The following is a 13,490-nucleotide window of genomic DNA, read 5'->3' as shown; positions in this document are numbered from 1 at the left end:
CCTGCGTGGCCTCTCGCCTGCGTCAGGTGCGGAAGTGTGTTCCGCGGAGGACGTTGGAGCGACGGCCATGAATGTGCGCTGATGTTGATCCTAGACCCTCATACGGCCCGCAGCCGATCGGGTCCTACGAACTGTCGTAGTCGATCCGGGGGTGGGCAAACGCGGCTTTCGACATCGGTCTCCACCCGGCGGAGCAGTGCTAGTTTGTTCGGGATTCAGCCGTCATCGGGCCGCAACCGAAGAGTGGAAGAGAACCTGTGAGCGAAGTGATCCGTCGCCGTCGCGCCCTGGCGACTCTTGCGCTTGCCGCCCTGGTCAGCGCAGGTGTGAGTGGATGCCTCGACTCGTCCGTCCCCGAGGGCGAAGGGTCGATCGTGAAGACGACGACACGCATCGCCTCGGTCGATCTCGCGGACCCCGATCGCGACAAGAACCAGACATGTCAGACACCTGCGCCGGCCGACTCCGGAGCCCCCGACCCCAGTCGCATCCTGGTCGCGGACCCGAGCCTCCTCGACGCTCTGTGTGCGCTCGGCGTACAGGGCAAAGTGGTCGCATCCACCACTGTCGGCGGCTCACTCCCCTCGTTCATGGGCGCAGCGGTGCAGGACCTTCCCACCGTCGGTGAAAAGAGCCGGCCAGACGTCGCACGGGCGGCCGCGAGCAAACCTGACCTCCTGCTGACGGTCGGCGAATCCCCACTCGACGGTGCCGTGGGCTCGGTCCGGACCGTCCAGATCGATCCGGCGCAGGACTGGCAGGAGCGGTTCTCGGCGGTCGCCGAGGCGGTGGGCCGCGGTGACGCGGGCGAGCAACGACTGCAGGCCTACGAAGACGCCGCCAAGACCACCGGCGACCGACTCGGTGCGCGATACAACCAGGCCTCTCTCGTGCGGTTCGGCAAGGACTCCGAGACGGTGGAGGGCACCGGGGGGTTCGCCGCGAGCGTCCTGACCGACATGGGTGTGCAACGTCCGCCCGGTCAGCGTGAGCCGGAGCCGACGCCGCTAGACGACAAGAACTTCGAGATTGCCGACGGAGATGTCATCTACGTCGGATTCGATGGGCCTGCCGGGCTGGAGCACGGCACCTCGGTCCTCGAGAGCGATCGATGGCGCGACATGGGTGCACCGAGCTGGGGACGCGTGCGCATCGTGGAGGACGAGGTCTGGTTCGGCTCGGGAGGACTGACGGCGGCGAACATAGTGCTCTTCAACGTCGGCAACTCACTGGTGTAAGACTCCCGTTCACCAGGTTCGACGAAGGCGTTCGGCCTGATCATGGCGGCGGACTGCGTTGGAATCTTCGTGGCTGCAACTCTGTCCGCGCGATCATGCACCCATGAGCATGAGTGCATGACCGTCACCGATGACTACCTGGACAACAATCGCGCGTACGCGGCCGACTTCTCCGGTCCCCTGCCCCTTCCACCCAGCAAGCACGTCGCCGTCGTCGCATGCATGGACGCCAGGCTCGATGTCTACGGCATTCTCGGCCTCAATCCCGGTGAGGCACATGTCATCCGCAATGCCGGCGGTGTGATCACGGACGATGAGATCCGGTCACTCGCCATCAGTCAGCGGCTGCTCGGTACCACCGAGATCATCCTGATCCACCACACCGACTGCGGCATGCTGACGTTCACCGACGACGACTTCAAACGAGCCATCCAGGACGAGGTCGGCGTGAAGCCGGCGTGGGCTGCCGAGGCGTTCGGCGACTTGGACGAAGACGTGCGGCAGTCGGTGGCGCGGATCGAGAAGTCCCCGTTCATCACCAAGACGACGTCGTTGCGCGGGTTCGTGTTCGACGTCGCCACCGGGAAACTCAACGAGGTCAGCTGAGCAGATTCGCTCCACCTACGACAAAACGCTCCGGTTGCGGCCGGAGCGTTTTGTCATAAGTGGAGCGAATTCTGGCGTGGGTCAGAACTCCCAGTCTTCGTCTTCGGTGTTGACGGCCTTGCCGATGACGTACGAGCTGCCCGAGCCGGAGAAGAAGTCGTGGTTCTCGTCCGCGTTCGGTGACAGGGCCGACAGGATCGCCGGGTTCACGTCTGTCTCGTCCCGAGGGAACATCGCCTCATAGCCCAGGTTCATGAGCGCCTTGTTGGCGTTGTACCGCAGGAACTTCTTGACGTCTTCGCTCAAGGCGACATCGTCGTAAAGCTCTTCGGTGTAATCGGTTTCGTTGTCGTACAGCTCGAAGAGCAACTCGAAGGTGTAGTCCTTCATCTCCTGACGGCGCTCTGGCGTCTGGGTTTCCAGCGCCCGCTGGTACTTGTAGCCGATGTAGTAACCATGCACCGCTTCGTCACGGATGATCAGCCGGATCAGGTCAGCGGTGTTGGTGAGCTTGGCTCGCGACGACCAGTACATCGGCAGATAGAAGCCGCTGTAGAACAGGAACGACTCGAGCAGCGTGGAGGCCACCTTGCGCTTGAGGGGATCATCGCCGCGGTAGTAGTCCATGACGATGCGCGCCTTGGTCTGCACGTACTGGTTCTCTTCGGACCAGCGGAACGCCTCGTCGATGTCCTTGGTGGAGCACAGGGTGGAGAAGATGGAGCTGTAGCTCTTGGCGTGCACCGACTCCATGAACGCGATGTTGGTGAGCACCGCCTCTTCGTGAGGGGTGGTGGCGTCCGGGATCAGGCTGACGGCGCCGACGGTGCCCTGAATGGTGTCGAGGAGCGTCAGACCGGTGAAAACCCGCATGGTGAGCTGCTTCTCGACCTCGGTGAGGGTGCCCCATGACGGGATGTCGTTGGACACCGGCACCTTTTCCGGTAGCCAGAAGTTACCGGTGAGGCGGTCCCACACCTCGGCATCTTTCTCGTCGGGAACCCGGTTCCAGTTGATCGCCGAGACCCGGCTGACCAGTTTGATCGGTGCTCCGTCGGCCGGCGAATGGCTCTGAGTGGACGTCATCGTTCCTCGCTTACGAGTTCTTCATCATGAAAGTTGTTGTCGGCCAAACACATCGAGACAGCTACTACAGCATGCAGGAGACGCAACCCTCCACCTCGGTGCCCTCGAGAGCCATCTGACGCAGCCGGATGTAATACAGCGTCTTGATTCCCTTGCGCCATGCGTAGATCTGCGCCTTGTTCACGTCGCGAGTGGTCGCGGTGTCCTTGAAGAACAACGTGAGACTCAGCCCCTGGTCCACGTGCTGGGTGGCTGCGGCGTACGTGTCGATGATCTTCTCGTAGCCGATCTCGTACGCGTCCTGGTAGTAGTCCAGGTTGTCGTTGTCCATATAGGGGGCCGGGTAGTAGACGCGCCCGATCTTGCCCTCTTTGCGGATCTCCACCTTGGCGGCAACCGGGTGGATCGAGCTGGTCGAATGGTTGATGTAGCTGATCGAACCCGTCGGCGGAACGGCCTGCAGGTTCTGGTTGTAGATGCCATGCTCCTGCACGGACGCCTTCAGCTCACGCCAGTCGTCCTGCGTGGGGATCGCGATCCCGGCCTGCCCGAACATCTCTCGGACCTTGTCGGTCTCCGGCGCCCAGGTGCGGTCGGTGTACTTGTCGAAGAACTCGCCGGTCGCGTACTTCGACCGCTCGAATCCACCGAACGCCTTACCGCGCTCCTTGGCGATGCGGTTCGATGCGCGCAGCGCGTAGAAGAGCACGGTGTAGAAGTAGATGTTCGTGAAGTCGATACCTTCGGGCGATCCGTAGTAGACCCGCTCCCGCGCCAGGTAGCCGTGCAGGTTCATCTGCCCGAGGCCGATGGCGTGTGATTCGTTGTTGCCCTTCTGGATCGAAGGCACCGACGTGATCGCGGTCTGATCCGACACGGCCGTGAGCCCGCGGATCGCGGTCTCGATGGTGTGCGCGATGTCGGGCGAATCCATCGTCTTGGCGATGTTCAGCGAGCCCAGGTTGCACGAGATGTCCTTGCCGATGTTGGCGTAGGACAGGTCGTCGTTGAACTCCGAGGCCGTGGAGACCTGCAGGATCTCCGAGCACAGGTTGGAGTGGGTGATCTTGCCGTCGATCGGGTTGGCGCGGTTCACCGTGTCCTCGAACATGATGTACGGGTAGCCCGATTCGAACTGTAGCTCGGCCAGCGTCTGGAAGAACTCACGTGCCTTGATCTTGGTCTTGCGAATACGACGGTCTTCGACCATCTCGTGGTACTTCTCGCTGACGTTGATGTCAGCGAACGGCACACCGTAGATGCGCTGCACGTCGTACGGGCTGAACAGGTACATGTCGTCGTTGCGCTTGGCCAGCTCGAAGGTGATGTCAGGGATCACCACACCCAGCGACAGCGTCTTGATGCGGATCTTCTCGTCCGCGTTCTCGCGCTTGGTGTCGAGGAAGCGGTAGATGTCGGGATGGTGCGCATGCAGGTACACCGCGCCCGCACCCTGCCGGGCACCGAGCTGATTGGCGTAGCTGAACGAGTCCTCGAGCAGCTTCATGATGGGGATGACACCCGAGCTCTGGTTCTCGATCTTCTTGATCGGGGCACCGTGCTCGCGAATGTTGCTCAGCAGCAAGGCCACTCCGCCGCCGCGCTTGGAGAGCTGCAGTGCGGAGTTGATCGAGCGCCCGATCGATTCCATGTTGTCTTCGATGCGGAGCAGGAAGCACGACACCGGTTCGCCGCGCTGCTTCTTGCCAGAGTTGAGGAAGGTGGGGGTTGCCGGCTGGAAGCGACCTTCGATGATCTCGTCCACAAGGTGACGGGCCAGCGCGGTGTCACCGTCGGCGAGGGTCAACGCCACCATCGACACTCGATCCTCGAATCGCTCGAGGTAACGCTTACCGTCGAACGTCTTCAGCGTGTACGAGGTGTAGTACTTGAACGCGCCCAAGAAGGTCGGGAACCGGAACTTCTTGCTGTAGGCGTGATCGAAGAGCCCCTTGACGAACTCGCGGTCGTACTTCGCCAAAACCTCTGGCTCGTAATAGTTTTCCTCGACGAGGTACTTGAGCTTCTCTTCCAGGTTGTGGAAGAAGACGGTGTTCTGGTTGACGTGCTGCAGGAAGTACTGGTTGGCCGCTTCGCGGTCCTTCTCGAACTGGATCTTGCCGTCTGCGTCGTACAGGTTCAGCATCGCGTTGAGCGAGTGGTAGTCCATCTCACCCGGGTTGTGCCCCGACGGGTCGGCATGTGCGCCTGACTTGCTTGCCGAGGTCTCTACTGCGGTTGCGGTTGGCGACACTGTGCTGGCTCCTGTGCGAGTTGATCGAGTGTGAATTGATGGAGGCCGGTGCGGACTCGCTCTACGTCTTCGGCGTCGCCCATCAGCTCGAACCGGTACAGGTACGGCACCTGGCATTTGTTCGAGATGATGTTGCCTGCGAGGCAGAACTCTTCACCGAAATTGGTATTCCCTGCCGCGATGACCGCGGTGATCAGCGAACGGTTGTGTTTGTTGTTCAGAAACTTGATGACCTGCTTGGGAACGAATCCGCCGGGCTCTCCTGACGCCTTCCCACCCCCATAGGTGGGGCAGATCATGACGTAGGGCTCATCGACGACGAACGTGCCCTCGGGGTCGAACAGGGGGATCCGGACCGCCCGAAGACCGAGCTTCTCGACAAATCGGTGTGTGTTCTCCGAGACGCTCGAGAAGTACACGATCAGCGGGGGGCCATCGGATCCTGCCTCCGCGGAATGTACGGGAATCTTCCCCAATGTCCCGACCTCCGCGATGGTGCTGACGGTAGAGCTAGAAAATGATGAGACGACGTGGATCAGGCTGCGGCTGCGACGAGCGCCTTGATGCGATCCGGACGGAATCCTGACCAGTGGCTGTCACCGGCGACCACCACGGGCGCCTGCAGGTAACCGAGGGCCATCACGTAGTCGCGGGCCTCGGAATCCTCGGTGATGTCGACGACCTCGTAGTCGAGACCGTTCTTGTCGAGCGCCTTGTAGGTGGCGTTGCACTGCACGCAAGCAGGCTTGGTGTAGACGGTGATCGTTGCGGTGGCCGAAGTAGTCATATCCCAGAACTCCCTGTGTGCGGACCGGTTATCGCTGCCGAAAATGTGCCTCGAGCAGCAAATCGTGTCTTTCGTATCTCGATCTGGCCGGCCTGTCAGTGCTGTTCATAAGAGTCAACCCCGTCGTGCCGTTCAGTGTTCCAAACACTACACCTAGTGTCTGACATTCGGGAGCGACACAACACGTTGCGAATCACATTCATGAAAGTCCCAGGTCGGGAGCTCCGAAAAAATCTGCATCTGGCGTGTCTCGGCGTGTCGTTCGTCACATGTCGCGCCGAACACGAACGGACCGCCGCGGCGAGTCGATCGATCTCGCCACGGCGGTCCGTCAGAGGTGTTGTCGGCTGTGCGAACCCCGCCCTCAGGCGGCGACGGGGGCGTCGACGGCATCGACCAGCACCGTGACAGCGTGCCGCAGCTGATCGACCACCTCGGGCACTTCGGCCACCGGCTTGCCGTCCAGCTTGCCGATGGTGAGGTGCAGTTCGACGTCCTCGACCACCCGGCCTCCGGCGATACCCACCGATCGGCTGGTGTCGTCGTGTGACCACTTCCCGCCGAACTGCGCGAGCGCTGCGCCCAGCACTCCGACCGGCTTACCGGTGAGGGCACCGGCGCCGTACGGCCGTGACAGCCAGTCGATGGCGTTCTTGAGCACGGCCGGAATGGTGCCGTTGTACTCAGGGGTGACGATCAGTACAGCGTCTGCCTCCCCCACGGTCCGGCGCACCCTGGCAACCTCGGCATCAACCGGTTCGATGTCGAGGTCCTCGTTGTAGAACGGCAACAGTTCCAGGCCCGAGTACACGTCCACTGCGACGTCGGCCGGCGCGTTCTCCGCGGCCACGCGCGCCAGCGCACGGTTCACCGACTCGCGTCGCAGGCTCCCGACCAGCACCACGATCTTCGTCGATTCCGTTCTGTTCTCGTTTGTCACTGCTCTTCCTCCAAGATTGATTCGACCTACAAGCGTACTCAACCGGACCATGGTCCGAATAATTCCGTCATCGCAGCACGCGTTACAGTCAAGGTGTGTCAAAGCCCGCACGGCACCCGGCAACCGGGGCGAACTCCGAGCAGTCCAGCGCCACCGGCGCCGAGCTGCCGTTGATCGATGCCCCCAACGCGCCTCGACCGCCCCTTCCCCTCACACTGACCGAACGCCACCCTGCCGCAATCCCCCTGGTCGACGACCAGGAGCCGGAACGGGCCGATGCCGCTCGCAACCGTCAGCTGCTGATGGAAGCCGCGACCCGCCTCATCGAATCGTGCGGCGCGTCGGCGGTCACCATGGACGCGGTCGCACGCGAGGCCGGCGTCGGCAAAGGCACCGTCTTTCGTCGATTCGGTAACCGGTCCGGCCTGATGCTCGCACTCCTCAACCACTCCGAGATCCAGCTGCAACAAGCCTTCCTCACCGGCCCGGCGCCACTGGGACCCGGGGACCCGGGCGAGAAGGTGGACCCGTTGGACCGGTTGATCGCGTTCGGCCGCGCCCGTCTGGCGATGGCAGCGGCGCACCTGGATCTACTGCTCGAAGCCGAGGACACCGGGCCGCAGCGGTTCAGCCATCCCACCCGGACCGTTGTGGTCACCCACACCCGAATGCTGCTGACACAGATGGGTTTTCGCGGCAATCTCGAATTGATGTGCATGGCGGTGCTGGCACCACTGGAAGCGCCTGCCATCCACCACATGCTCCACAACGACCACATGGCCCTCGGTCAGATCGGCGATCGGTGGGAAGAACTCGTGCGGGCGCTCACGCCGCCGCAACGCTGAGTTCGCTGGGCAGCATCGGGGGCATCCCGAATCGATCCGACTAGTTGCCGGGTGGTTCGAATTGCGCACCGGCCAGATTCGGCGCGATGCCATCGTGGGACACCAGTGCGTCGTATTGGTTCAGTGTCGGCCCCACAGCAAGCAGTGAGATGACCGACCACGGGGCCGGCAGCGGATCTCGTCCGAGTCCGATGACATCGGCGGTCGCAGCGTCGGGGACGCCGAAACGAACCCCCGAATCGTTGACGTAGAAAAGGGATTCGGCTCGCGTGCTGTCGGGTTCCGATCCCGTCGCCTGGATGTAGTGTCCCCGTCCGGGGGTGACGAACGCCGCGTCGAGACCCGGGCCGGGACCGTCAGCGCCACTGAGCGGAACCGGCTTGTCGCGTGGCCTCAGCGGCAGGACGGAACCGAGCAGTGTCCGTAGCGACGCCTCGTGGTCGTCCACCGACCGTGACCAGGCCGCACATACGACAGGGTCGGCCGTGGCGTCCGCGAATCGTGGCGGCGCCGTCGGAAAGTCGTCTGTGGGGAGAATGCTGACCGTCTCCACCCCTGTCAGAGCGCCGGGATTGACTGTCGGCACAGTGTCGGCACCCGATCGATCGGCCTGCCGGATGATCTCAGCGGCGACCTCACCGATCCGCTGCACTCCTTGCGCCAGAGCCACATAAAACGTCGCCTCTCCCGACAGTGCTGTCACCTTGAACACCGATCCGACGGGGGTGTCCCGACCGAGAGCCGAAGGGGCACCCCGATTCGAAATGTCGGGCACCGCAATGGGATCGGTCTCCGGGAAGGCATTGAGGACCCCCGAGCTGACCTCGCGCACCTCGGCGTGGTCGAGATCGAGAGCTCGGCGTACCGGCACGCTCTCGGTGTCGACGCGGGATCGGCGCCCGGCACCGATCAAGTGGACCTGCCCCGCGGAGGAGACGAGAACGGCCTCGTCCCCGGGTCCGTCCGCTCCGTCGGCCGAACGGATCTGTTCGCCGAGTACGGGGGCCACGCCTTGCACGGTGGTGGTGACCTGACCGGCCGACGTCGTGTCGCAGACAACCCAGTCCGAACGTTTCGTGTCGGCGGGGCCGGGCAGCGCCGCGGGCGCTCCGGGGATTCCGAGAAGCGGGCCGCGGGCGTATCCCGTCAACTTCTTCTCGCCGACCGACTTCGGGGACTCGTCGCTGCCGGTGATCAAACGCGCCGACGCGAGGTTGAGGACAGGGTGCAGACGGCCGTCCAGGACCACATACATCGCGCCGGCCTTCTTGCTGATGATGATCTGCGACTTACCAACGGAGCCTTGCGGTTTGATCAACCCGTATACCCCGAAGCCGGCGAGCACCAGTATCGCGAGTACCAATCCGACCATGAGCGACCGCAACTGCGACCGCATCGGGTCGTGCAACATCCGCACGTCCCGACGGATCAGCGCATGCTCGAGTCTGCGCAGTAAAAAGCGGTATCCGTTGACCTGAGCCTTCGTCGTCAATTGAGCCGGCATGCCGTCCCCCCATCTCCCCGGCGTGTAGCGTATAGCACCATTGGGCCGGCGGAGACGTAGCGCAGCGGAGCTCGACCAGAGTGACGGAGACGTAGCGCAGCGGAGCTCGACCAGAGCGACGGAGACGTAGCGCAGCTCGACCATATGCAGTAGACGTATCGCAACCGGGGGGATGCGAGCGGGGCTCGGCCATGACGTGCGGTGTTGATGATTCTTGGGGGGATCATGAAGGTAGTGGTCGCGATCGAAGTTCTGATCGCTGGGGCGTTGGTGTTGTCTCACGACGTGGGCGGTCTCTGGTGGGCAGGGATCGCGGCGGCAATCGCGTTGTCCGCGACGCTTGTCGCGCTGCCGGGCCGTATGTCGCTGGCGGAGCGCACCGGTTTGCGACTGGGCCTGTGGCGCAGAAGGCTCATCGGTGCAGCGGAGTCGGACGGTTCGAAACCGGATCAGGCACCGTTCGACATACCCGTATCCGGATCGAATGCGATCGGTGCACGTTGGGACGGAACGGCTCTGGTCACGGTGGTGCGCATCGACACTCCCCCACCCACCTTGAGTTTCCTCGACCCCAGCGGTTGTCGCGGCCTTCCGCCGATCCCCCTGGCTGCCCTCGCCGAATGCGTTCGCCAGTTCGACATCCGCCTGGAGTCGGTGGATGTGATCAGTCACGGGATACGCACTCACGGCACCGGGCCGGTGGCCCAGGTCTACCGGTGCACGCTGGGCCCGTTGCCTGCCACCGCATATCGGTCGGTGCTTGTTGTGCTGCGACTGGACCCGTCGCACTGTCCCGACGCCGTCGCACGTCGGGGTGGTGGTTCCGAAGGCGCTCTACGCACCGCGATGATCGCGACCCGCCGGGTAGCCAACCGGCTTGCGGGACAGGGTTTGTCGGCCAGCATTCTCACGGCGGCGCAGATCACCGCCGCGACCGGCCACCTCGCCCACGGCGCCGACACCGGTGAGGTGCGCGAAGACTGGGATGCGGTGACCTCCGATCGGTTGCGCATGCGTACGTATGCGGTCGATCCCGACCACCTCGACGAGGTCCTCGACGCGGTATGGGCCGTTCCGTCGATCTCCACGACGGTGACGATGCGATTGTCGCCGGCAGGTCCGGGCGAGGTCGCGATGCGGACGCTCGTCCGGTTCAACTCTGCGTCCCTTGATCATTCGGCGATCACCGGGTTGATCGGGTTGCCCGGCCGTCAGCGCACAGCGCTCGCGGCAAGTCTGCCGGTGGGGGCTGCCGCCGAACTACCCCCGATCGGTAGGCAGACGGTGCCGTTCGAATCCCTGTCCGATGTGACCATGTCGGCAACGGGCTGCGGTCAGCTCATCGGGGCGGACCACGCAGGCCGGGCCGTTGCGGTCGACCTGCTGGGTGGTCCCGCGCATCGGGTGTCGATCGCCGGCGGCCTACATCTGGCTCAGCAGGTGTTGTTGCGCGCCATCGCAGTCGGCGCTCGAGTCCTCGTCTACACCGATCATGGCGCCGTCTGGCAACAATTTGTCACCGCCGTCGGGGATCCGGGTCTCCTCGCACTCGCAGGAGGGCGAAACCCCCATGGTCAGTACACCGTGGCGGTCTTTCATGGAGTCGCACCGGCGCCCGTCGATGCTCCGACCGTGATCACCGTGGTTCCTCCCGGCTCACCGGGTGAACCGGCCGACGTCCGGCTGGAACAGAATGAAGCCGCTCCTCAAGACATCTGGGTTGCCACACCCACCGGCAGCGCAATGGTGACGATGGTCGCGACGCCGGATGAGATGGCATTCATCGGCAGTACGCTGCCGGTTCCTTCAAGAGTCTGACCACGTCGAACCGGACGGCTAGTGTCCGGGTACCAACCCTCGGAAGAATGTGGTGTGCGCCGATGCCGCATGCACGATGACGTCAGGATCGTTGTCACCCAGCCACGCCGCCCGACCTTGCGGCACCACCAGATGACCTGATGGACCCCTCAGTTCGATCGAACCCGTTGTACACAGCAGAATCTGCGGACCGGGAACATCGAAGAGGATTGACGACGGCCTGCGTAGACCGGTCCCGTCGAGTTCCACCTTCGACAGTCTGAACTCCGCCGCCGGTGTCTGGTAGATCAGTTCGGAGTTCAAGGTGTGGATCGAGGGAGCGATGTCGCCCGGAGCGACCGGGGTGAAGTCGAGGACGCGCAACAACTCGGGGACATCGACGTGTTTGGGGGTGAGACCACCGCGAAGGACGTTGTCGGAGTTGGCCATCACTTCCACAGCGGTGCCCCAGAGGTAGGCATGGAGATTGCCGGCCGGGAGATACAGGCCTTCCCCCGGCGCGAGCGTGACCCGATTGAGCAGGAGCACAGCGAGAACGCCAGGGTCGAGCGGGTAGTTCTCGCCGATCTCCAGCACGGTGCGGGCCTCGGCCGCGAAGCGGTCCTGCCCGGATTCGAGATACCGGATGGCCCCGGCCAGAACGGCCGGGATGAGAGTGGACAAGGCCGACTCAGGCGAGGTGATCCAGGTGGTGAACAATGCCCGCAGACCCTGCGAGTCCGGTTGGCCGGCAATCATTCCGAGGTGACTGTCCAGCTCGGGAACCTGTAACACGCGCAGCAGGTCGACGGTCTCGCGCACGTCACGGAAGCCGGCCAGGGCGTGGAATTCACTCAGTGCCACGACGAGTTCGGGCTTGTGGTTCTCGTCGCGGTAATTGCGGTCCGGTGCACCCACATCGATGCCACGCTCGTTCTCTCGCGCGAACCCTTCCTTGGCTTGTTGCAGACTGGGGTGGGCCTGCAGTGACAACGGTTCCTCGGCGGCAAGGATCTTCATCAGGAACGGCAGACGCCCGTCGTACCGTTCGGCACAGAGAGTGCCGAGTTCTGCGCGCGGATCGGCGTCGATGACTTCCAAGAGTGTGTTCTCCCGCGCGTCATCACGAACGATCGCGGGCGCTGCCGGGTGGGCCCCGAACCACAACTCGGCCTCCGGATGCGCGCTGGGTGTGGGCATTCCGCGCAGGGCCGCTATCGCAGTACGCGATCCCCAGGCATAGGGACGGACGACACCATCGAGCAGGCGCATCAACGATCCCCGACCAGCCGCAGGTAGGCACCCGCCATGTCAACCCTCAATCCCAAGATCATCAGAGGCACAACATCTTCCAGTCCGCTTGGCGCCGGCCCGTCGGCATGTGTGCCGGGCGCCGGTTGACCGCCGACCGGTGGAGACGCGGGGCCACTGGTCACCACATCGGCATCCGGCAGCACTCCGAGGCGACGACGGATCTGCCACTCGCGATCGGGAGTGGTCAATACTTGTACCCGAACCTGCGGTCCGGCGACCGGGCCGTCGATCTGCGCGTCGTGGAAGATGGGATCGAAGTCGGGCGACAATGCTCCGCCCCCTTTGGCCAGCACCGGTGCCGCCGCCAGCACGTCGCCGAGATCCGTTGCCGTACTGACGATCCCGGCACTGGCGAAGACACTCCTCGACGCATGCACGGCGAGCGCCAGCGCGGCCGGGGTGTCGGCCGCCCATACCGTGGGATGCCCGACCAACCGCGCCGCCAGTTCCTTTGCAGCATTGTGGAACAGCTCGTTGGCGGGGTGGTTACCGGCGGCTTCGGTGTCGAGCTGGTCGGCGAGCGCTTCGAGGTCGGGGTGGCGGCCGGTCACCCGGACCGATTGCAAGCCGGCGAGAACGGCCAGGTAGGCGCATACATAGTGGGTGAAGCGGAAACGCGCAGGCACCGGAACCCGCGGCGACATGTCCAGCACCCGCCCGGCCAGCGCGTCGCGCAGTGGCCCCTCCACGGGTCCGGCGACAACAACCTCGGCCTGCCGGCGTCCGGCACGGGCCGCCGCGTCGGCGAGCCTGGGATCGCCGGCATCGTCACCGGCGATCACGACCACGTCGAGAGGACCCACCCACGACGGCACCGTTTCGGACTTGATCAACGGCACGTCGATATGAGGCGCGGCCAGCGCCAGAACCAGGGCCGCCGCTCGCCCGGCCGGCCCGACGCCACAGACGATCACCACGGCCCGTGGCCGTAGGTGGCCCAGAGGCTCCAGAACTCCTTCGCTGAGGGCCGCTGACACTGCGCGACACTGCGCACCGGCCAGCGCCGAAGCGGGCAGCAGACCGTCGACGTCTGCGTCGAGCAGTGCGGTGACGTCGTCGAGGTCTGGAGCTCCGGTCAGCATGAGACCAGACTAATGGTCCACACCCGTTCGGGAGCGG

12 protein-coding genes are annotated in these 13,490 nt (G+C 64.1%); 4 read left to right on the top strand and 8 right to left on the bottom strand.

The window, feature by feature from the left end:
* Window positions 1-257: 257 nt before the first annotated feature.
* On the top strand, window positions 258-1,238 hold the full coding sequence (locus WIMU1_RS23905) for an ABC transporter substrate-binding protein (RefSeq protein ID WP_158599259.1): 981 nt from the start codon (window positions 258-260) through the stop codon (window positions 1,236-1,238).
* A 117-nt stretch (window positions 1,239-1,355) separates the two neighbouring features.
* On the top strand, window positions 1,356-1,844 hold the full coding sequence (locus WIMU1_RS23900) for a beta-class carbonic anhydrase (protein ID WP_062800838.1): 489 nt from the start codon (window positions 1,356-1,358) through the stop codon (window positions 1,842-1,844).
* An 81-nt stretch (window positions 1,845-1,925) separates the two neighbouring features.
* On the opposite strand, the gene nrdF is transcribed toward WIMU1_RS23900, so the two are convergent.
* The 5 genes from nrdF to WIMU1_RS23875 all read right to left on the bottom strand — a co-directional run bounded on the left by nrdF (window position 1,926) and on the right by WIMU1_RS23875 (window position 6,911).
* Window positions 1,926-2,930: a class 1b ribonucleoside-diphosphate reductase subunit beta gene (gene nrdF / locus WIMU1_RS23895; protein ID WP_062800837.1), complete on the bottom strand. Its 1,005-nt coding sequence runs from the start codon at window positions 2,928-2,930 to the stop codon at window positions 1,926-1,928.
* A gap of 64 nt (window positions 2,931-2,994) precedes the next feature.
* Window positions 2,995-5,184: a class 1b ribonucleoside-diphosphate reductase subunit alpha gene (gene nrdE, locus WIMU1_RS23890; RefSeq protein WP_062800836.1), complete on the bottom strand. Its 2,190-nt coding sequence runs from the start codon at window positions 5,182-5,184 to the stop codon at window positions 2,995-2,997.
* Window positions 5,160-5,660, bottom strand: a complete 501-nt coding sequence (gene nrdI, locus WIMU1_RS23885) for a class Ib ribonucleoside-diphosphate reductase assembly flavoprotein NrdI (RefSeq protein ID WP_062800834.1) — start codon at window positions 5,658-5,660, stop codon at window positions 5,160-5,162. Before nrdI ends, nrdE begins: the two co-directional genes overlap by 25 nt.
* A 59-nt stretch (window positions 5,661-5,719) precedes the next feature.
* Window positions 5,720-5,971, bottom strand: a complete 252-nt coding sequence (locus tag WIMU1_RS23880; RefSeq protein ID WP_030163979.1) for a redoxin NrdH — start codon at window positions 5,969-5,971, stop codon at window positions 5,720-5,722.
* A gap of 364 nt (window positions 5,972-6,335) precedes the next feature.
* Entirely contained in the window at window positions 6,336-6,911 is a 576-nt protein-coding gene (locus WIMU1_RS23875) for an NADPH-dependent FMN reductase (protein ID WP_062800832.1), read from the bottom strand.
* Between the two features lie 95 nt (window positions 6,912-7,006).
* On the opposite strand from WIMU1_RS23875, the gene WIMU1_RS23870 reads away from it, so the two are divergent.
* A complete protein-coding gene (locus tag WIMU1_RS23870) occupies window positions 7,007-7,756 on the top strand; it encodes a TetR/AcrR family transcriptional regulator (RefSeq protein ID WP_371850314.1) in 750 nt (249 codons plus the stop codon).
* 40 nt (window positions 7,757-7,796) lie between these two features.
* On the opposite strand, the gene eccB is transcribed toward WIMU1_RS23870, so the two are convergent.
* Window positions 7,797-9,260, bottom strand: a complete 1,464-nt coding sequence (gene eccB, locus WIMU1_RS23865) for a type VII secretion protein EccB (RefSeq protein ID WP_062800831.1) — start codon at window positions 9,258-9,260, stop codon at window positions 7,797-7,799.
* A gap of 225 nt (window positions 9,261-9,485) precedes the next feature.
* Between eccB and eccE the strand changes: the two genes are divergently transcribed.
* A complete protein-coding gene (eccE, locus tag WIMU1_RS23860; RefSeq protein WP_158599258.1) occupies window positions 9,486-11,078 on the top strand; it encodes a type VII secretion protein EccE in 1,593 nt (530 codons plus the stop codon).
* An 18-nt stretch (window positions 11,079-11,096) separates the two neighbouring features.
* Here the strand turns inward: eccE and manA are convergent, their stop codons facing one another.
* The gene (gene manA / locus WIMU1_RS23855) at window positions 11,097-12,329 is read right to left on the bottom strand and encodes a mannose-6-phosphate isomerase, class I (protein WP_062800827.1); all 1,233 of its coding nucleotides are present in this window, start codon (window positions 12,327-12,329) and stop codon (window positions 11,097-11,099) included.
* Window positions 12,329-13,453, bottom strand: a complete 1,125-nt coding sequence (locus WIMU1_RS23850; protein WP_062800825.1) for a hypothetical protein — start codon at window positions 13,451-13,453, stop codon at window positions 12,329-12,331. Before WIMU1_RS23850 ends, manA begins: the two co-directional genes overlap by 1 nt.
* Window positions 13,454-13,490 lie beyond the last annotated feature (37 nt).

This window comes from Williamsia muralis NBRC 105860 (assembly GCF_001598915.1).
GTDB classification, from domain to species: Bacteria; Actinomycetota; Actinomycetes; order Mycobacteriales; family Mycobacteriaceae; genus Williamsia; species Williamsia muralis.
This window is presented reverse-complemented; position numbering and strand designations above follow the sequence as displayed.